The sequence below is a fragment of the Salipaludibacillus sp. HK11 genome (assembly GCF_047795645.1).
Classification (GTDB): Bacteria; Bacillota; Bacilli; order Bacillales; family Salisediminibacteriaceae; genus Salipaludibacillus.
Window position 1 is genome coordinate 4,040,858 of record NZ_CP181045.1, and the last position, 18,812, is coordinate 4,059,669.

Annotated in this window: 18 protein-coding genes and 1 pseudogene; 14 read left to right on the plus strand and 5 right to left on the minus strand. The window is 36.8% G+C overall.

Going from position 1 to position 18,812, the window contains the following annotated elements:
- Positions 1-53 precede the first annotated feature (53 nt).
- Positions 54-1,151: a helix-turn-helix transcriptional regulator gene (locus tag ACM26V_RS19175; protein ID WP_416148323.1), complete on the minus strand. Its 1,098-nt coding sequence runs from the start codon at positions 1,149-1,151 to the stop codon at positions 54-56.
- A gap of 158 nt (positions 1,152-1,309) precedes the next feature.
- Between ACM26V_RS19175 and ACM26V_RS19180 the strand changes: the two genes are divergently transcribed.
- The 6 genes from ACM26V_RS19180 to ACM26V_RS19205 are packed head-to-tail and all read left to right on the plus strand — an operon-like array spanning position 1,310 to position 6,643.
- The gene (locus tag ACM26V_RS19180; RefSeq protein ID WP_416148324.1) at positions 1,310-2,281 is read left to right on the plus strand and encodes an ABC transporter substrate-binding protein; all 972 of its coding nucleotides are present in this window, start codon (positions 1,310-1,312) and stop codon (positions 2,279-2,281) included.
- The gene (locus ACM26V_RS19185) at positions 2,256-3,014 is read left to right on the plus strand and encodes an ABC transporter permease (RefSeq protein WP_416148325.1); all 759 of its coding nucleotides are present in this window, start codon (positions 2,256-2,258) and stop codon (positions 3,012-3,014) included. The genes ACM26V_RS19180 and ACM26V_RS19185 overlap by 26 nt, the downstream gene beginning before the upstream one ends.
- Positions 3,004-3,651 (plus strand): ABC transporter ATP-binding protein, encoded by a 648-nt coding sequence (locus tag ACM26V_RS19190; protein ID WP_416148326.1) that lies wholly within the window; start codon positions 3,004-3,006, stop codon positions 3,649-3,651. The genes ACM26V_RS19185 and ACM26V_RS19190 overlap by 11 nt, the downstream gene beginning before the upstream one ends.
- A gap of 21 nt (positions 3,652-3,672) precedes the next feature.
- Positions 3,673-4,383 carry a class I SAM-dependent methyltransferase gene (locus tag ACM26V_RS19195; protein WP_416148327.1) on the plus strand — a complete coding sequence of 237 codons (711 nt, stop codon included), beginning with the start codon at positions 3,673-3,675 and terminating at the stop codon, positions 4,381-4,383.
- Positions 4,384-4,395: 12 nt separating this feature from the next.
- Positions 4,396-5,457 (plus strand): saccharopine dehydrogenase family protein, encoded by a 1,062-nt coding sequence (locus tag ACM26V_RS19200; RefSeq protein ID WP_416148328.1) that lies wholly within the window; start codon positions 4,396-4,398, stop codon positions 5,455-5,457.
- A gap of 7 nt (positions 5,458-5,464) precedes the next feature.
- Positions 5,465-6,643: a DUF418 domain-containing protein gene (locus ACM26V_RS19205; RefSeq protein WP_416148329.1), complete on the plus strand. Its 1,179-nt coding sequence runs from the start codon at positions 5,465-5,467 to the stop codon at positions 6,641-6,643.
- Positions 6,644-6,739: 96 nt separating this feature from the next.
- Here the strand turns inward: ACM26V_RS19205 and ACM26V_RS19210 are convergent, their stop codons facing one another.
- Both ACM26V_RS19210 and ACM26V_RS19215 read right to left on the minus strand, forming a co-directional pair.
- Entirely contained in the window at positions 6,740-7,816 is a 1,077-nt protein-coding gene (locus tag ACM26V_RS19210) for a M42 family metallopeptidase (RefSeq protein WP_416148330.1), read from the minus strand.
- Positions 7,817-7,876: 60 nt separating this feature from the next.
- The gene (locus tag ACM26V_RS19215; RefSeq protein ID WP_416148331.1) at positions 7,877-9,346 is read right to left on the minus strand and encodes a spore germination protein; all 1,470 of its coding nucleotides are present in this window, start codon (positions 9,344-9,346) and stop codon (positions 7,877-7,879) included.
- A gap of 352 nt (positions 9,347-9,698) precedes the next feature.
- Between ACM26V_RS19215 and ACM26V_RS19220 the strand changes: the two genes are divergently transcribed.
- Both ACM26V_RS19220 and ACM26V_RS19225 read left to right on the plus strand, forming a co-directional pair.
- Positions 9,699-10,184, plus strand: coding sequence for a hypothetical protein (locus ACM26V_RS19220; RefSeq protein ID WP_416148332.1), 486 nt, complete (start codon positions 9,699-9,701; stop codon positions 10,182-10,184).
- Between the two features lie 110 nt (positions 10,185-10,294).
- Entirely contained in the window at positions 10,295-10,951 is a 657-nt protein-coding gene (locus ACM26V_RS19225; protein WP_416148333.1) for an SIMPL domain-containing protein, read from the plus strand.
- A gap of 478 nt (positions 10,952-11,429) precedes the next feature.
- Here the strand turns inward: ACM26V_RS19225 and ACM26V_RS19230 are convergent, their stop codons facing one another.
- Positions 11,430-11,936 (minus strand): hypothetical protein, encoded by a 507-nt coding sequence (locus ACM26V_RS19230; protein WP_416148334.1) that lies wholly within the window; start codon positions 11,934-11,936, stop codon positions 11,430-11,432.
- 221 nt (positions 11,937-12,157) lie between these two features.
- Here ACM26V_RS19230 and ACM26V_RS19235 point away from each other — a divergent pair, with 221 nt between their 5' ends.
- From ACM26V_RS19235 to ACM26V_RS19245, 3 genes are read left to right on the plus strand one after another with little or no spacing between them, the layout of a single operon-like run.
- Positions 12,158-12,502 carry a PadR family transcriptional regulator gene (locus tag ACM26V_RS19235; protein ID WP_416148335.1) on the plus strand — a complete coding sequence of 115 codons (345 nt, stop codon included), beginning with the start codon at positions 12,158-12,160 and terminating at the stop codon, positions 12,500-12,502.
- Positions 12,483-13,658, plus strand: a complete 1,176-nt coding sequence (locus ACM26V_RS19240; protein WP_416148336.1) for a DUF2812 domain-containing protein — start codon at positions 12,483-12,485, stop codon at positions 13,656-13,658. Before ACM26V_RS19235 ends, ACM26V_RS19240 begins: the two co-directional genes overlap by 20 nt.
- A 48-nt stretch (positions 13,659-13,706) precedes the next feature.
- Positions 13,707-14,252, plus strand: a complete 546-nt coding sequence (locus tag ACM26V_RS19245; RefSeq protein ID WP_416148337.1) for a hypothetical protein — start codon at positions 13,707-13,709, stop codon at positions 14,250-14,252.
- Here ACM26V_RS19245 and ACM26V_RS19250 read toward each other — a convergent pair.
- Positions 14,252-14,680: pseudogene (locus ACM26V_RS19250) on the minus strand (alcohol dehydrogenase catalytic domain-containing protein); the annotation flags it as partial. The gene ACM26V_RS19245 and the pseudogene ACM26V_RS19250 sit on opposite strands and share 1 nt — an antisense overlap.
- 423 nt (positions 14,681-15,103) lie before the next feature.
- Here ACM26V_RS19250 and ACM26V_RS19255 point away from each other — a divergent pair.
- The 3 genes from ACM26V_RS19255 to ACM26V_RS19265 are packed head-to-tail and all read left to right on the plus strand — an operon-like array spanning position 15,104 to position 18,717.
- Entirely contained in the window at positions 15,104-16,564 is a 1,461-nt protein-coding gene (locus tag ACM26V_RS19255) for an ABC transporter permease (protein WP_416148338.1), read from the plus strand.
- Between the two features lie 16 nt (positions 16,565-16,580).
- A complete protein-coding gene (locus ACM26V_RS19260) occupies positions 16,581-17,252 on the plus strand; it encodes an ABC transporter ATP-binding protein (RefSeq protein WP_416148339.1) in 672 nt (223 codons plus the stop codon).
- A complete protein-coding gene (locus tag ACM26V_RS19265) occupies positions 17,245-18,717 on the plus strand; it encodes a PASTA domain-containing protein (RefSeq protein WP_416148340.1) in 1,473 nt (490 codons plus the stop codon). Before ACM26V_RS19260 ends, ACM26V_RS19265 begins: the two co-directional genes overlap by 8 nt.
- Positions 18,718-18,812: the final 95 nt, after the last annotated feature.

An 18,812-nucleotide genomic window follows, 5' to 3' on the forward strand; every position in this document is an offset into this window, starting at 1 on the left:
TTGTATTGAGATAATTTAGTCATAAACGAGTGAGTCATAGAAAGTTATCATGTTCAAAGTACGTTCTCTTTCTTAGTTAAAACATTTGAACTTGGCAGACTATACTGTGACAACATTAACCAAATAAGTTCTCTTCGACTACTAACAGACGTTTTATAAAAGATTGACTTAAGGTGATCTTGAACAGTGTGTAGAGATATGTTTAAGGAATTAGCTATTTGTTTCGACGAATCGCCGTGAACGACACGTTCAACTATTTGTTTTTCACGAAGAGTGAGACCGTAATATTCTATTGCTAGTGCCATCACCTCATGAGGTTGGGCACGTTCGGTAATGACGGCATACTGTTTCGAAGGCGAAAAACTATTTAATTCACTAGCTTGGATAGAAACAAATGGACCATTAAAAGACCTAGTACATACTTTTGCCTCGTCTTCGTTTTGTGAGTGATAGCTATTTGCTTTTGTTCGCGAACAAATCGCTCTAATAGGTCGGGGTAAAATTGTTGGAGCGATATTTTCTTTTTCACGTAGCCATAAAAGTAACGAATCTGCTGCGTCATTGGTAGAAATAAGATCGAAGTTTTCAGAAATAATCATAACCGCTGATTTAAAGGTTTCTAGGTGAGGTGGAAGAGATGAGTATAATGTTTTATCTCGCAAAGATTGAGCGATAGAAGGCAATAATTTCATAATAGATTCGACCTCGCTAGCTGAAAATGATAGCTGTTCGGTTGAACGAAATAGTGTTAAAAACCCCCAGCATTTCCCCTGATACATAAGAGCTGCCCTTAATTCATCACCAAAACCAGCTGGTAAAAGAATGTCACGATATCGCTTACTAAGGTATGGATTGCCATTAGTCGAAAGACCGAGTGTCGCTATAGGTTTTACTAATTTAGTTAAAGAAGTATAGTGATTAAAATCATGTGACATGTATTCATTTTCAAATAAGTATGAATGAATTTTCTCGATACAAGGATCTGTGACAGCCCCAGTCGAGAGAAGGGTGTTAGGGTCAACTGTTGTGAAACAAGAAGCTTCAAAAGGGAAAATAGCTCGTAATTCGTTTAATACTTCTTGGCGGAATGAGTATGAATCATAATTGCTACTCGTATGTTGAGTGGCACGTTTCACCTTGTCAATTGTCATTTTTTCGAACCTCCTTTTGAGATTAGGATTCAATGATGAATATTAAAGAGAAAGATCCCAACTAGTTGGGATGTTCATTTAAGCCGCTTCTTTTTATAATTGATAATGATTATCACTATTGTTAGTTTACATTAGAAATGGAAGGAAGGGAATTAGAAATGATGAAATCTTTAAACTTAATTGTATGTTTAAGTTTGTTTACTTTACTTGTTGCTGGATGTTCTGGTCCTGAAGAGAAAGGGAGTGCCTCTAGCAATTTAGAAACATTAGAACTAACTTTAATGACACCAAAGGCTCCTGTTCTTATTCCAGCATTATTTGCTGCGGAACACAAAGACGATTCTTTAGAAATAACGGTTGAGACGTGGGATACGTTGGAAGAGTTGCTTGCGCATGTTCAAAACGGGGAGTTTACCTTTGTAGCAGCCCCATTGAATATTGGCGCAAACATTTATACGAAAGGTCTTCCATTAGAACTAGTGCACGTGAATACCTGGGGGTCAATGTACTTAATATCCTTGTCGAGTAATGTAATGGGAATAGCAGATTTGAGAAATGAAACAGTTTATATTCCAGGGCAAGGAGGTCCACCGGATTTATTAACGACATACATGTTGGAACAAGATGGATTGTTGAAAGAAGTTGAAATAGTTTATTCTACTGTTCCGGAAATCATGCAATTGTTAGCCAGTGGTGATATTGAACATGCCGTTTTACCAGAACCTTTGATTAGTCGATTGCGTAGTGAGGCAACTGAATTAACTGAAGTCATTGATTTCGGAGCAAGGTGGCAAGAAAAATTTGGGGAAAGTTTGCCTCAAACAGGGATGTTTGTAAATAGCGAATGGGCAAAAGTAAATCAGGAAAAAGTAGAGCAGTTTGAAAAATCTCTAGAATTGGCAATAAATCAAACTGTTTCCGATCCAAATGAAGCGATTAGATTATCGGCTAATGTATTTGGTTTACCGGATGAGATACTCTTAGAAGCAATGGATTCGATTGAGTTAAGACATAAAGGTGCATATGATGCAAAAGAAGAGGTTGAATCGTATTTTCAAGTTCTCATGGATGTCGATCCAGATTCCTTAGGAGGTCGTTTACCTGATGAAGATTTTTATTACGATTTTTAATAGGTGGCCAGCATGTTATACCTTGTTCTTGGTAGCAATTGCTTGGGAGGGGACATCCCGATTTTATCCATCAGTAATTATACCCTCACCATTAGAAACGATTTCGACTCTACAACAAATGATAGGGACGAGAAGCTTTTGGGATTCACTTTGGTTAACTTTTTTAAGATTAGTGGGGGGATTTAGTATTGCATTTATGAGTGGAGCGTTACTGGGAAGTCTTATCGGTCGTTATAACAAGGCGTATAAAATTACTCGTCCTCTTGTCGTGATTATTCAGTCCATTCCTCCCGTATCGTGGATTTTGTTAGCCATTCTCTGGTTTGGTATTAACGGGGGGGCACAAATGACAGTCGTCGCATTGTCGTTGTTTCCGATCTTTTTTTTTCATACCTCTCAAGCAATTCGTCAAGTACCTATCGAATTGCTTGAATTGGCTCAAGTTTATGAAGTGGGATTTATTAAAACAATGAAAGCTATCTATATTCCCTCGATAAAACCATTATGGATGTCTGCAATGATAATTACAGTTGGAATTGGTTGGAAAACCATCGTCATGGCAGAGGTGATTAGCGGTCAGACTGGAATAGGTGCTGTCATGAACACATCGCGAATCTACTTAAAAACGGATGAAGTGATCGCTTGGACATTAGTTGTTGCATGTCTTGGTATTAGCACAGAAGCAGTTATGAGGAAGCTAAGTGGAGGAGGTGGCCTAAGGAATGAAATTTGAACAGGTGACACTAATGTATACGGGGAAAAAAATATTCTCAAACTTTTCTTGGAAAATAGAAAGTGGAATAATTACTTGCATGATGGGATCGTCAGGGGTTGGGAAAACATCGCTATTGAGACTTGCGTCAGGTTTATTAAAGCCTCAGAGTGGTTTTATTCATAAATCTAAAGGACGATTGAGCTACATATTTCAAGAACCTCGATTACTTCCGTGGTATACGGTGCAAGAAAACCTAATGTGGATGATGGACAACAAGCGGAAAGATGGAAAACGTAGAAGTGTTTTAAAACTATTAGATGAAGTGGGTCTTGGGGATTCTGCTTCATTATATCCTAATCAACTTAGTGGTGGAATGAAGCAACGACTTTCAATAGCAAGAGGATTTATTTCTAATCCAGATGTCCTATTAATGGATGAACCATTTCAGAACCTTGATTCTAAGACACGAGCAGATATTCATCAAATACTGTTGCGTTTATGGAAAAAAAATAAACCAACAGTTCTTCTTGTCACACATGATTTAGAAGAGGCACGGGCGCTTGGCCATAGAGTTGTTTATTTAAAAGGGCTGCCTGTGACAATCTATGAAGAATTCGCAGGAGACAAAAGAACCGGAAGTAATACTAATATTTGAAATGAAAGAAGGAGGTTACTAATGGAAGATGATGTAAAACTATCAAATTGGAATGACCCTACTGTGATAGATTACGATAAAATTATTCGTCGTAAAATTGCAGGATATTCTTTGCTGTACGATATGACAAGTCGCTTAATGAAAGCCGCGCTATATCATAAGCTTTCAGGTCAGGAATTATTGATTGTGGGAGCTGGAGGAGGGGAGGAATTAGTGACCCTAGGATCGTTTGAGAAGAATTGGCATTTTACAGCCCTCGATTCGTCAGAGCCAATGATTGAGATTGCTAGACGAAGGATAGCGAAATTAAACCTAAGTGAAAGAGTTTCTTTTAAGAAAACCGCATTAGAAGATTATATAACGCCAGCTGTTTATGATGGAGTAACGTGCTTACTTGTCTTGCATTTTATTAAAGGAATTGACAAAAAGCGTCAATTTATCAATCTTATTGCTTCTAAGATGAGAACAGGTTCACCGCTTTTTCTTGCTGCAATAAATGGTGATAAAAAAAGTTACGGATTTTCTATTCAAATGGATGCGTGGAAAAGTTACATGATTAGCCAAGGTATTCGTACAGAAGAATTTTCCAAATTTAATGCGTCATTTGGTGAGCAAACGGATCCGATACCTAGTGAAGATTTGGTGAGTTTACTTCACGAATCTGGGTTTAGTGATGTGAATCGATATTTCGGTTCATATTTAATTGAAGGATATATGGCATTTAAAAAGTAAGGAGCGTATAAAATGGAAAGTAATCGAATTATCGTGATTGGTGGGTATGGGCATGTTGGTCAAAAAATTTGTCACCATTTGAGCAATATTTATCCGGGAAGTGTGTACGCTGCTGGCAGGAATAAAAATAAGGCTAACAAATTTAGTGAATCAACAAATGGAAAGGTTAAACCAATCTATATTGATGTGACGGAGGAAATAAAGGATTCGTTTTTTGAAGAGGTCAGACTTATTATCGTTTGTATTGATCAGGATAATACGACATTTGCCTCACAGTGTCTGGCAAAAGGAATAGATTATATTGATATTTCTGCTTCATACTCTTATTTATCGAAGGTCGAAGGATTAGAGGAAACGGCTAAGATTCATGGAGCAAGAGCGTTATTAAGTGTCGGTTTGGACCCTGGATTGACCAACTTGCTAGTGAGCTGGGTGAATGAACAACTTGATACAGTTGAAAGGATGGATATATTTCTGATGCTAGGAATGGGAGATAAACATGGGAAAGCTGCGATTAGTTGGACGATAGAGAATGCAAAAACGAATTTCACCCGGATGACAAGAGGCAAGCAAGTTCTAGAAAAAAGCTTTGAAGATGGAGAGAAAGTGAATTTTGGCAATGAGATCGGATGGAGAAACGTGTATCGATTTAATTTTGCTGATCAGCATGTTCTTCAGAGAACCCTTGACATACCTGAAGTGTCAACGCGTCTTTGTTTAGATTCCGTACTTGCTACTGAAACGATCCATATGTTAAAGAAATCAGGATTGCTAAGGATATTACCTCTTAAAGCGTCTGTCGGCTTGCTTGGGAAAATGACATATGGAAAACCGATTTTTATCGCGAAAGTCGAAGGGAGAGGGCAGAAACAAGGTGAAAACGTTCAAATAGACACGATGATTCAGGGAGAGGAGGAGGCAACTGTGACGGCTTTAGTTACGGGTCTGGTTGCTGAATCATTATGTCGGAAGAATTATCCGAGTGGTATCTATCATATCGAAGAATTGTTTGGATGGACATCAATGTACGAACAATTGAATCATTTAGTTAAATGGAAGAAGGGGGATAAATAAGGAGATTATGAATAAAAATCTACAACCGCTGAAGGTCAATGAACGATTACTCGAGTTGGATGTGTTAAGAGGGATCGCTTTGTTTGGGATTCTTGTTGTAAACATGAAGTACTTCGCAACTCCGGTACTCTATTTAGAAATGCTCGGACTGAATTGGTGGGATGATAGTCTAAATCTAACTTTTAAACTTCTCGTTCAATTAGTGTTTGAATTTAAATTTATTAGTATGTTTTCTTTTTTATTTGGCGTTGGATTTGCTCTTTTTCTTTCACGTGCAGAGAAGAAAGGCATTTCAGGTTTTCCACTTATGAAGCGGAGGCTTTTGTTTTTACTTGTTGTCGGTCTAGTTCACCTCTTCTTTATTTGGTATGGCGACATTTTAACAATCTATGCTCTGCTGGGATTTCTGCTTTTATTTTTTCTAAAAAAGAAGTTGAAATTAATCATAAGGTGGGCATTTTGTTTTATAATATTTCCTGTTGTTCTATACAGTTTGACAATTGTATTTGATTTAGACAATACTTCACAAATATACAATATTGAAGGGATCATGGAACGAGCAGTATATGCTTATACGGAAGGGACAATGTTTGACATATTTGTTCAAAGAGTGGTCGATATTGCTGCAATTTATCATGGGCATATTTTTATTATACCTACGGTGTTTGGAATGTTTTTACTAGGTGTATACGCGTGGAAAAGCGGAATAATTTCGAACGCCAAACAACAGACACATCGAATAAAACAGGTGAGAAATCGAAGTTTACTGATTGGGCTTCCTTTCGTTGTAGTTTCATCTCTGGCTGGCATTTATGATGGTTCTATGAGTTCTCAATATTTTATTATTCAAAATTTAGGGAATTCTATAAGCGGTCCAGCAATAGCGATTTTTTATATGAGTAGTATTTTTTTATTGCTGCAAAAAGATTACTGGCGCAGGATGCTCGCCTTTTTACAACCTATTGGAAGAATGGCCTTTACGAATTACTTATTTCAGTCAGTTATATGTACGATGATTTTTTATAGCTATGGATTGGGGCAATTTGGAAACGTTGGTTATGCTAGAGGTTTTCTACTAGCTATGATCATTTTTTTCTTTCAAGTCATTTTTAGTTATTACTATTTAAAAAGTTTTAAAATGGGACCAGTAGAGTTTCTCTGGCGGAAGTATACGTATAAAAAATGAGGCAGAAGATGCCGTGGAAGATCGTTTACCTGTTCGTACTTAACGTTTGGAAACTAGACTGAGTTTTTTGTTGAGCTCAGTCTAGTTCTGTATTAATTATGATAATCCAGTTAACCCCTCGACGGTTGAACGATCAAGCTTTTTGATAACGTTACACAACAGATCAATTGCATGTTCCAGATCATCATAATGAACAACGGATACATGACTATGGATATATCTAGAAGGCACACTGACAACCATCGTTGGTATACCGATATTGGATATATGAAATTTACCTGCATCCGTTCCGCCGCCCATCATGATATCGACTTGATATGGGGTGTTGTTTTCTTTTGCTGTTTCCACAACAAAATCACGTAGTTTTCGGTGTGGAATCATCGAGCGATCCATAAAAGATAAGATTGGGCCTTTTCCAAGCTCCAAGCTTGTATCTTCTTGATTCATTCCGGGGATATCGCCAGCAACCCCAACATCTGTTGCAAAGGCAATCGCTGGTTGTATCATTTTCGCCAAAGTCTCGGCACCTCGTAAACCAACCTCTTCTTGCACGGTTGCACCAGAGTATAGCGAATTGGGTAATGATTCGCCTTTTAAACGTTCTAATACTTTAAGAGCAATGTAACAACCAGCACGATTATCCCAGGTTCGGCTTAACAGCATTTTTTCATTTGCAAGAGGTTCGAATGGACAAATCGTTGCAATGGCATCGCCTACAGCTACTCCGAAAGATTCTACTTCCTCTCGGGAGCTCGCTCCAATATCGATAAACATTTTCTCAATGTCTAGCACTTTTTTTCGTTCCTCCCCGGAAAGTACGTGAGGAGGCTTTGAACCAACAATACCTGTTAAGTCTTTGTTCTTGGTGAGTATCTTCACTCTTTGTGAGAGGAGAACATGCCCCCACCACCCTCCTAATGGTTTAAAACGTAAAAAGCCATTTTTAGTAATTGAACTTACAATGAACCCAACTTCATCCATATGCCCAGCAAGCAAGACTTTAGGTTCCTCATTACCGATTTTGCCGACAATACTTCCTAAGTTATCAGAATAAATTTCCTCCGTATGAGTCACAATCTCTTTTTTCATTAAATTGTAAACTCGATCTTCAAATCCCGGTAATCCCTCTGTTTCCGTTAAGTCTTTCATTAATTGATAGTTCGCTTTATCCATGTTGTTCCTCCGTATCTTTATCTATTTTTTACAAATCGAAAACGCAGATGCAATCACAAACTATTTTTGGCTTATTTTGTCTTTCGTATGCAAGAAACTCGGTCGGCTCTTATCAAGTGGCATGGGGGACCGCACCAAAACATGATAAAATTCTTTTGGATTAAAAGGAATCAGAGGCCACATATATGGTGTATTTAATGATTTTGATTTGACCAATAAAATAAACCAAAGGCTGACAGCTATGACAAAGCCATATAATCCAAGTGACGCGGCTGCGATAAGAAAGATGACCCGAAAAAATCGGTTTGCAAGATTTAGTTCATAACTTGGAGTAGCGTAGCCACCTATGACAGCCGCTGCAGTGTATAAAATAACCTCACGAGTAAATATTCCTACTTCTACAGCTACTTCTCCAACTAAAACGGCTGCTACTAAACCAAGTGCTGTCGCTAAGGCATTTGGAGTGTGTATCGCCGCCATTCGTAGCATTTCTACACCTAGTTCAGCGACAATAAATTGCCAGAATAAAGGGAGGGTACCTGCCTCTTTGACTCCAATAAAATCAAAATTTTCTGGGACTAATTCTGGAGTTGTAGCTAATATATACCAAAAAGGTAAAATGAATAAAGCTGCAAGAACAGCAGCGTAGCGAATCCATCTTAACGTTGCGCCAATAATCGGTTTTTGGCGGTACTCTTCAGCGTGTTGCAAATGATGCCAAAAGGTAACTGGGCAAATCATTACACTTGGAGAACCGTCGACAATGATGAGGACGTGGCCTTCCATCAAGTGGACACTACCAGTGTCAGCCCTCTCTGTGTATCGAACGAAAGGGTATGGATTAATATTCTTACCAAAAATAAATTCTTCTAGTGTTTTTTCCCCCATTGATAAACCATCAATGTTTATTTTATCTATCTCATTTTTGAGTTTTTGAATTATTTTTGCATCGGCAATACTGTCAATATAGGAGATGACGATGTCCATTTTGGAACGCTGGCCTACCTGTATATAATCCATGACGAGTGATCTGTCTCTCACTCGTCGTCTAATAAGCGCAGCATTAAAAACCATCGTTTCGACAAATCCTTCCCTTGGGCCACGGACAACACGTTCCAAGTCAGGTTCTTCTGGTTGCCTAGCTGGGTATTCGCGACTGTCGACTAAAATTGCTTTAGTAGCACCTTCGACAATAAAAGCAGCTTGTCCAGCGAGTACTTGACCTATTACTTCTTCTAAATCTTCAGAAGTTTCGGTTTCTTGATGCGGGATAATACCTTGGGTCAAGATATCTATCGGATTCCGGCGGAGAGCGTCAGGTTCTAAGCTTTTAATTTTTTTTAGTACTTCAATTGTAGCGACATCACTTGCAAAACCATCGACATAAAACATTCCTATTTTACGTCCGCCAGCGTCAATTTTGTGATGAATGACGTCGAAATTTTCTTCGACTCGTAATTCTTTTAACATATAGTCAATGTTTTTATTAAAGTTCTTTGCTAACGGAACCTGCGTTCCAAATTTGCCCATGGTATGACTCCTTTCAATATGAACGTATCATTAGCATGTGCAAAGGAGTTTCATTTAAGCAATGAAATGGAAAGATTGTACGATATGCTATTAAATAATATGAATATCAATAAATTAGGGAGTACTGAATAACTCAGATCTTTGCAAGGATGGTACTGTTATTATCATGGTATGACTCGTTTAATGCGGGTAGAGAGTTGAGGATCTCACTTCGATAGTTATAATTTAAATATTTTGGAACTTTTTAGGCTTTAATCCGTATAGTTAGAATGGTATTAAATGAAGCGTATTTATCACTATGATTTGCAAGGTTGTCGATAGTATATTAATTTTTTGAGGGTGGGGATTTTATATGAGCTTTTTAGACAAATTGTTTAATAGAAAGCATGAGAGTAAGCAAATACGTGATAACTATGATTATAAGGCTGACTTTCTTAAACTTGTTGAAGAGGTTGGACCAGAACCGAAGGAAGATTTTGTGAAAATCTTTCTAGCTGCGATTGAAGAGGAAGAAAAACATCGAACGACAGATGAGATGCTCCAATGGTTTCAAAAATTGGAGGAAGAAAATAGACTACCATCAAGTATGGCACAAGAAGAATTCCTCATGCTATTTTATAAAAGAGACCCTGATTTAATTAAAAGATATAGCAGTTTGCATTTTGAAGTGCAGGTAATTCATTATGATGAGCGGCAGGAGCACATAGCGACTCTTGGAAAGAACACTTCAGGAATGTCTGAAGAAGCACAGCTTACCTACTTTGCCTTGCTAGGTGAGAGTTTAAATATCATTTCCCAAATGGAAGCAACTAGCCCAAAGTATAAAATGAATAAGTAATTTAAGAATATGATGATATTTATTCTCCTAATTTTCTTCTTTATAGATTAAAGCGAAATTATTAGTGTCGTTTCGCATATGCATTAGAGAAGTGCGTTAGGAGAGGTGGAATGAAGATGTACAATCCGAATGTAACTCAAAACAGACAAAGTCTTTCGCGAGTGATGATTGTTCAAGGCAGTAGTAGCCTTTTTGTTGAACCAGACACCGCCAGTATCCAAGTAGAGATTGTGACTGAAAACAAGCAGCTTAGTCAGGCATATCAAGAGAATTCGTATAAGATGAATGAAGTGGTTCAGGCATTGTTGCAAGCGGGAATAACAAGAGAAAATATGCAAACAACTGCCTATACAATTCGTCCGGTTTACGATTATGTTGACGGGATACAAATCTTTAGAACGTACCAAGTGTCGACTTCGATGGAAATTACAATTAAAGATATTTATGAAGCAAGCAGAGTCATTGAAGTTGCGGTTGATAGTGGAGTGACGCATGTATCAAACATTCAATTTAGGCTCGAAAATCATGAAGGGTATTATCAACAGGCACTGAGTAATGCATTGAGAAATGCAGAAGCAAAAGCAGAGGAAATTGCAGAAACATTGAATGTTCGTTTTGATTCTATTCCAAAGAAAATTATCGAAGAAAAAAGAGAAGGTCCACAACTATTTAGAGCGTTTGCTGCGACAGATGCAAGTGTCCAAGCTGCGATTCAACCGGGAAAAACAGAAATTAGAGCTGGAGTCGAAGTTGAATATCGGTATTAAATAGATGATTGGTAGTTGTTTTTTCCTAACTTCTTTCAGTTGCTAGAGTTATCACGATGCACCCTCAAACAGTCCTCAAAGTGGACAGAAGGGATGTTGATATTTCTTAGGTTTTAGTTTTACTGTTAAAGTGAATAGAACCACTATAGGAAGTTGTAACAGGAAAGTTCCTCAGATATTATAAAATCTAAAAATGAAACACTTCCTTGTTTAAGAAGTTGATCACAACTAGATGAGGAGTAGTGTAATGATATGTGGAAATGGTTGATTGCGGTTGTATTATTGGTGTTATTTTCTCTCCTCGCAATTAGTACTTATCAAGCAACAATTGAGATATTAAGAAATTTGATTTAGTTTAAGAAAGAATGGTAAGTGAAACGGGTAACGAAATTATATGATACTAGGCTGGAGTTATTAGAATTTAATAACTCCAGCCTTTTTGTGATTCTATCACAAAATCACGATTGCTTTTTCTTTATTAAACAGGACTGACGAAAAACATTCCGATGACTAACACTCCAAGGGACCAACCGAAAGCAAGGTGAGTAGTTTTTCTTCCCAAGTCGTTGTCTAATTGATAGTTTCGCACGATAGATAACACCAATACAAAATAAAGTAGTAAAAAGTAAACAACAAAAAGGTATATCAGAAAACGCCACTGTTGTACCCACTCAAACAAAGGTCCTAAAGTTCCGGTAAATAAGATGGCGATAGTCGATAAGACACCAATAACCATGATTAGTATAGGGACGTTTTTCCAAAATGAGTGATGGAAAAAAGTATTTGTTTTTAAAGTTTGAAATAAAAACATCAGATAAAAACAACCTAAGATACCTGTAATAAATAAAAAGATAGATAAACGAGAATTGATGGGTGTTCCTGCTGCGACAGTGGTAGTGCCTGATTGGTTTTCAACAAATGCAAGTATTCCTATTAATAGTGAAGCAGTTAGAAATTGAAAAATTGTCCAGCGTGAAATAAGCATGTTCGCCTCCGAGAATATGTAATTGATTATCATTTAGTTATTATTTCATACGTTTTACTCGATTAAAGGTTACATTTAGTGTCATCGTAACAGAAGGAAGAATATTTAAATAAAAATCACTTTAACTGTTGAATAATATGTCACGATGCGATATGGTCATATCATGATATAGTCACAGTGCAACATATTGAAATGCATATAGAAGAACCGAGGTGATCGCAGTGGATCTTGAAAAAGTCTTAAAAGTATACATTCCTATGACAGAAACTGCTTTTTATATTCTATTATCGTTAACGGAACCTCGTCATGGATACGGGATTGTTAAACACGTTGACAAAATTACTGGCGGTCGGATTCGTTTAGGTTCAGGGACGGTCTACGGTACTTTGGGAAAGATGCAGAAACAAGACATTATCACGGTTTACTCAGATGAAAAAAGAAAAACGATTTATGAAATTACCGATATTGGAAAAAAGTTAATGAAGGTTGAAATTAACAGACTGAAAGAGTTGCATAAAAATGCGCTGAAATTTGAGGGGAGTTTTTATGATAAAAAAAGTCTTTAGACCCTTTTGGAGTTTTGATGTGCAGAAAACAGAAAAATGGCTTTCAAATATGGCAGAAAAAGGGCTTCACATCGTCGAATTCAATCGATTTACTCACATATTCGTTTTTGAAGAGGGCGATAAAAAAGAGATGCTGTATCAAATTGATTTTGACAAGAAACAATCTGATACGTTACCAAAAGCTCTAAAAAACGAGGGATGGGTAAAAGTTTGTCGTAATAAACATTGGTATATTGTTGCAAATCAACAGAGACGCGAAGAAGTAAATTTGTCACCACATCGTGAAGGGGTAATTACTCATAGTCGAAAGGTCTTGTATATTTATGGTGCAATTTCGGCATATTTGCTGTTTTCATTAGTACTCCAGACTGTTTTCTTTTCGGTTATTATCATTTCTGAATCGGGTTGGGATGTTGAAAGAAATGTTAGCGAGTATTTTACAGCAATATCAACGATTCTGGGATTTGCGACTATCTTTTTGATTTTTTATATCACCTTCAAGCTTTATCGTTCAAATGAACGCCTTTCGCAAGGAATAGAGGAACAAAATGAAACATCACTCTTCTCGAGAAATGACGAGAAGCGCCTAAAGCGATCAGGCGATGTAGTTGTAAAAAGAAAATTTGCTTGGTGGTATTCTCCTGATAAGTTAGAAGAATGGCTCGAGAAAATGGAACTGGCAGGCTATAATCTCTATCGTACTAATAAATACGGAATAAAGTTTTACTTTCGTAAAGGTGAGCCTAGAAAAGTTCGTTATTGTATTGATTATCAGAATACTGTTTATGGAAGCTATTATGACATGCATCAGGAAAGCGGTTGGAATCTTGTTTATACGTCTAAATCATCATGGATGAAGTGGACGATTTGGTCGCTGGAATATGATAGTGAGTCTGAACGTCCTGAGATGTATACAGATAGAACGAACCATTTAAAACAGGCAAGACGAATCACATTCATTAATGTAGGAAGTCTGCTACCAATTGCCTTTGTCGCTTGGGTAATCTTATCTTCTCCTGATCCATTTCCGATTGGAGGTGCAATAACAACGTTGATCTTTTTTATCCTATTTACATCAGCGATTGTACTGCATGCAGTTCATGGCTTGAAATCGATGATGTATTACAGGAGAGTGAAAAAGAGTTTGCAAAATTAAACACGGATAATTTAGACAGCACGTTCAATTAAAAATTGGAGGTTCACTATGACTAAAAAGCCCTTTATTATCAGCGTTGCATCATTTTCTGGAGGTGGAAAGACCACTGTTGTAAATCTTCTATTAAAACAGCTAAGGAATGCCAAGGCTTTGTATTTTGATGACTACGACTTTGAAGAAAGTCCAGATGACATATGTGAATGGGTAGAAGGAGGAGCGGATTATAATCAATGGCAACTTACTCCATTTATAAAATCCATGGAGAATCTGATTCATACAGATTCTCCTGATTATCTGTTGTTAGACTATCCTTTTGCATATTTACAAAGGGATGTAAGTGCCTATATTGACTTAGCGATCTTTATCGATACACCATTGGATATTGCGATGGCTAGACGAATACTTAGAGATTTTACTGATAAATCGATGGCTGATGTAAGAAAAGATTTATCGCATTACCTAGTTCGCGCTAGAACCGCCTATCTAGAAATGGACAGGTCAGTCAAACCGAGCTCAGATCATGTTATTGATGGTTCATTTGAAGGTGAAGTAATCGTAGATGTCATCTTAGAAGAAATGAAGAATAAGAAATGAGCTTGCTCAACCCCCCACCAAGCAGTAGGAATGATGTCTGAAAGGAATAGAAGTTTTTCATCTTCCATTTCACTGTCCTCAGGAACAACGAAAGGAACAAAATTCCCGTAAGGTACTCGTAACAATTCTCCTTGACCTCCTGGATAACCAAAGTAGGCTCCCACTTGACCATGAGGAGTAGAGTTATCGCATTGACTTTTCACTTTCGTCACATCTGGCCCTACCTCTTCCACAATACCCATCGGTTCATGTCTAATAATATAATCTTTTGGGAAATTAGGAATCATTCCATGGACTAGGTGTAAATCTGATCAATATATCGCCGTACTTGTGGTCCACACTATAACATCATCATTTTTTTCGATGATTGGATCGGTAACATCCTTCAATTCAACGTCTTTCATTCCTTGATACGTAACAGCTCTCATATGTGAAAAACTCCAATCCACTTTTAGATATAACAAGAATTATTATTATCGCTGTTCGAATTCTGACCTTTCGAATAATTTGCAACGATTGTCACATTTTTATTCGGGTTAATGACAATGGTTAACTGACGAAATTTCTTATCATATTTTGAAATTAATTATGGTAATCCCAAGTTTTTTGTATAACAAAAGTAACAGAACTATTTATATCTTCTATAAAAGTACATAATTATGGAATATAATAGAAATATTTTGTGGAATAAGCTTGAAAATTCCATATCTATAGTATAATAATATAATAAAGCAGATTAATAGAATAATAGGGAATTATGTCACAAGTTACATTGAATATCGTAGGAAAAAACTACAAGAACAACAAAACGTTGATATTGTAATTATTTTTAATATTTGAGGGGGTTTGTCATGAGTTTTATTAAACGAGCATTATTAAGTATTTCACGAAAAAAAGGAAAGTCATTGATCTTATTAGCAGTCATTTTTATTTTAGGGAACCTTATTTCAGGGGGAATTTCAATTCAACAAGCTACAGGCAATGTAGAAACTACCATTAAAGAGAGATTAGGAACTGCCGCTACTGTAGAGATGGATTATGATGCACTTTCAAGTATGGACGATTCAGAAATGATGGAATTTGAGATGGAAGAATTAGATGTTGATCTGATTAATCAAATTGGTGGACTTTCATATGTAAAATATTACGACTATAGTACTGTTACATATTTAGGGTCAGAAAGTATCGATAGTTATCAGGGAGAAGGAATGGACGAGGTCGATGTTTCCTACTCTGGTGCTAGCATGGACTTCATGTTGAAAGGGATTAATTATGCCCCGATCCTTGATTTGGAAGAAGAGAAAGGACAATTAGTTGATGGACGTGTCTTTACGTCTGAAGAAGTAGAAAACGGCTCTTCTGTTGCCGTAATATCAAAAAAATTAGCAGAAAAAAATAATCTTCATGTTGGTGATACTTTCACATTGGACAATGCTGTCTATGATTATACTGAGGATGGCACAGAAGAATTAATTGCTTCTAGAGATATCCCTTTGGAAATAATTGGGTTATTTGAACCTCTCTCAGTCAGAGAGGATGATGGGGACATGTCAGGTGGCATGATGGATTTTATGGATATTGAATATCAAAATACCGTGTATGTCTCTAACGAAATTGTCTCGAGCGAATTGCGCTATAACATGGAACAATATATGGAAAATAACGAAGAAATGGCTGCAATGATGGAAGATGAAGAAACTTGGGAATATTACACACCTATTTTTGTGTTGAATCAACCAGAAGACAGTGAAGCGTTTGAGGAAGAAGTAAATCCGTTGCTACCGGAGCTTTACATAGTAAAGAGTGCTAGTGATGAATATGAAAATATTGCCGCACCGATTGAATCAATGTCAACGCTATCTGGCTACGTCTTACTTGTTTCTGTGATTGCAACGGTGTTGATCATAGGATTAGTTGTCTTGTTATTCTTGCGTGATCGTAAACGTGAATTGGGTATTTACTTATCTTTAGGCGAACGTCGTAGTCGTGTTGTGGGACAAATTATGATTGAAGTAATGGTCGTTGCTTTTATTGGTATTACCTTATCCTTATTTACTGGGAATATGTTAGCTCAAGGTGTATCTGAATCGATGATTAACGCTGAAAATAACCAACAATATTCGGATGATTTTTATTACAGTGACTTCCAAACAGATGTGACAACAGATGATGTATTAGAGTCCTATCAAGTACAACTTGATCCGAACTTTATCATCCTGTTTTATGTTGTCGGTCTTTTAACAATTCTTGTATCAACCGTTATACCACTGACATATATTGTTCGATTGAATCCGAAGAAAATAATGATGTAATAGAGAGGTGAAGAAGATGATATTAGAAGCGAAAGATTTAAATTATTACTATCAAGATGGTGGAAGTCGTCGTTATATTTTAAAAGATACAAATGTTTCTTTTGAAAAAGGAAAATTCTATACAATTTTAGGGCAATCTGGTTCTGGAAAAACATCATTTTTGGCGTTACTTAGTGCACTAGATTCACCGCACAGTGGTTCGATAATGTTTGATGGTCAAGACATTAAGAAAATTGGTCATGAAAAATACCGTCGTAATAATGTCGGAATTATTTTTCAAAGTTATAATTTAATACCAGCATTAACAGCGGTTGAAAACGTGTTAGTTCCGATGTCGATTACTGAAAATGAATTGCCGGATGACAAGAAAACCGTCGCTTATAATTTACTAGATTACATTGGTATTGTAAAAAGTAAGGCGGACCGTTTTGTAAACCAACTTTCCGGAGGAGAACAACAGCGTGTTGCAATTGCTCGTGCTTTGGCGACAAATGTTGAGTTAATCCTCGCAGATGAGCCAACAGGAAACCTTGATGAAGAGATGGAACAAGAAATAATTGACATTTTCAAAAAATTAGCGCACGAGCATGATAAATGTGTCATTGTAGTTACTCACTCCAATGAAATTGCTATACAGTCTGATCAAACTTTCACTCTTAAGAAAGGTGTACTATCATCCTATGAGTGACTTTCTATCCAAATTCAACAAGAACAAGTACAATGAGTTGTTGGACGAAAATAGTAAAGACAATCCGGAAAAGGAAAAACAAACAGAAGTAAAACCTGAAAAGAAATCAGACGAATTAACCGATTCTACCGAGGGTAAACATGCACCTGAAACTGAAAAGAAAATAACATCAGAAAAAACGATATCCTCTTCAAGTGGAAGTCGCCGTAAAGATTCGGAAGAAGAACTAGAAATAGATCCGACATATCAAAAGAGAAAACGGCGAAAGATATTGATTATAATTATTGGTGCTATCTTAGCGTTTATCGTGATTTTCTTCATATATTATACTTCTGTTCATGCGGACGTGGAGGATTTTGTCGATCATCCAGTTTCTGATGCCAGGGCATGGGCAAATATGAATGATGTTGAAATTGAATTGACAGAAGAGAATAGTATGGAATATGAACCAAATCAAATTATTTCACAAAGTGTAACAGCAGGGGAGAAAATACGTAAGGGAACAACGATCAAATTAATAACTAGTTTAGGACCAGATCCAGATGAAGTGATTTCATTACCTGATTTTTCAGAAATGAATCAATATGAAGCGGAAAACTGGATAGAGGAATCTAAAGCGGAAAACCTTCAAATCGTAACAGAGTACAGCAGTGAAGTAGAAGAAGGTGATTTTCTTCGACTAACTATCAGAGATACAGGTATAGATCAATCAGAATATCGTCGTCGTGACAATGCCGCAGTGTACTATTCAAGAGGCGAAGAAGTTTATGAAAAGGATATTTCTGTCCCTGATTTTACTGGTGAACTAAAAGCGGAAGTGGAACAATGGGCAGCGACCAATGAGATTGAGGTGTCATACGAAGAAAAAGACTCCAACACCGTAGAACTAGGTAGTATTATTAGTCAGAGTATTTTACCAGAAGAGATGATTGCTAAGAAAGATGAAATGGATATTGTCGTTTCAAAAGGAAAAGCAAACGAGGTACCAAATTTTTCCGAACTTACAATAGAAGAAGCTTCCGGATATCCTGAGTTTGCAGTGACGGTGAAGCAAAGGTATCACTCAGATGTTAAGTACGGAGGTCTTATTTCCCAATCGGTGGAAGCAGGCACGAAACTAACTGAAAATGATGATACGAATATTACTGTCATTTATTCAGAAGGTCGACCATATTTAGGTGATTACCGTGGTCAATTAGAAGGTGATTTACCAAGGTTATTTTATGATGAATTTCAATCAAAGGGTGCAGATATTGACTATATTGTAAAATATGTGGATGCACCTGAAGTAAAAGGTACGGTTGTGAGCATGAGTCAGTTTAATGAATTTGTTTCAATGACTTACACAGTTGAAATGAGAATAAGTAAAAATACATCAGCAGAACCAAATCCCCAACAAGATTTTGGAGATGGTGATGAGCTAGAGCCAATTGAAGAAGACGATCTGATAAGCAATGAAAAGTAAAAGTGATTAATGTAGGTCTGCTGACGAGTCTGAAAAAACGTATGAGCTTTATAAATGTATATATATGTGATGTCTCAAAAGGAATTACTTCTTTT

What these genes read in the sequence shown, in the direction of transcription:
- ACM26V_RS19190 (WP_416148326.1), top strand. Translation starts at nt 3,004, where the DNA reads ATGAAATTTGAACAGGTGACACTAATGTATACGGGGAAAAAAATATTC.
- ACM26V_RS19225 (WP_416148333.1), top strand. Translation starts at nt 10,295, where the DNA reads ATGAAGATGTACAATCCGAATGTAACTCAAAACAGACAAAGTCTTTCG.
- ACM26V_RS19175 (WP_416148323.1), bottom strand. Translation starts at nt 1,151, where the DNA reads ATGACAATTGACAAGGTGAAACGTGCCACTCAACATACGAGTAGCAAT.
- ACM26V_RS19255 (WP_416148338.1), top strand. Translation starts at nt 15,104, where the DNA reads ATGAGTTTTATTAAACGAGCATTATTAAGTATTTCACGAAAAAAAGGA.
- ACM26V_RS19260 (WP_416148339.1), top strand. Translation starts at nt 16,581, where the DNA reads ATGATATTAGAAGCGAAAGATTTAAATTATTACTATCAAGATGGTGGA.
- ACM26V_RS19195 (WP_416148327.1), top strand. Translation starts at nt 3,673, where the DNA reads ATGGAAGATGATGTAAAACTATCAAATTGGAATGACCCTACTGTGATA.
- ACM26V_RS19210 (WP_416148330.1), bottom strand. Translation starts at nt 7,816, where the DNA reads ATGGATAAAGCGAACTATCAATTAATGAAAGACTTAACGGAAACAGAG.
- ACM26V_RS19200 (WP_416148328.1), top strand. Translation starts at nt 4,396, where the DNA reads ATGGAAAGTAATCGAATTATCGTGATTGGTGGGTATGGGCATGTTGGT.
- ACM26V_RS19220 (WP_416148332.1), top strand. Translation starts at nt 9,699, where the DNA reads ATGAGCTTTTTAGACAAATTGTTTAATAGAAAGCATGAGAGTAAGCAA.
- ACM26V_RS19265 (WP_416148340.1), top strand. Translation starts at nt 17,245, where the DNA reads ATGAGTGACTTTCTATCCAAATTCAACAAGAACAAGTACAATGAGTTG.
- ACM26V_RS19245 (WP_416148337.1), top strand. Translation starts at nt 13,707, where the DNA reads ATGACTAAAAAGCCCTTTATTATCAGCGTTGCATCATTTTCTGGAGGT.
- ACM26V_RS19185 (WP_416148325.1), top strand. Translation starts at nt 2,256, where the DNA reads ATGAAGATTTTTATTACGATTTTTAATAGGTGGCCAGCATGTTATACC.
- ACM26V_RS19230 (WP_416148334.1), bottom strand. Translation starts at nt 11,936, where the DNA reads ATGCTTATTTCACGCTGGACAATTTTTCAATTTCTAACTGCTTCACTA.
- ACM26V_RS19240 (WP_416148336.1), top strand. Translation starts at nt 12,483, where the DNA reads ATGATAAAAAAAGTCTTTAGACCCTTTTGGAGTTTTGATGTGCAGAAA.
- ACM26V_RS19215 (WP_416148331.1), bottom strand. Translation starts at nt 9,346, where the DNA reads ATGGGCAAATTTGGAACGCAGGTTCCGTTAGCAAAGAACTTTAATAAA.
- ACM26V_RS19180 (WP_416148324.1), top strand. Translation starts at nt 1,310, where the DNA reads ATGATGAAATCTTTAAACTTAATTGTATGTTTAAGTTTGTTTACTTTA.
- ACM26V_RS19205 (WP_416148329.1), top strand. Translation starts at nt 5,465, where the DNA reads ATGAATAAAAATCTACAACCGCTGAAGGTCAATGAACGATTACTCGAG.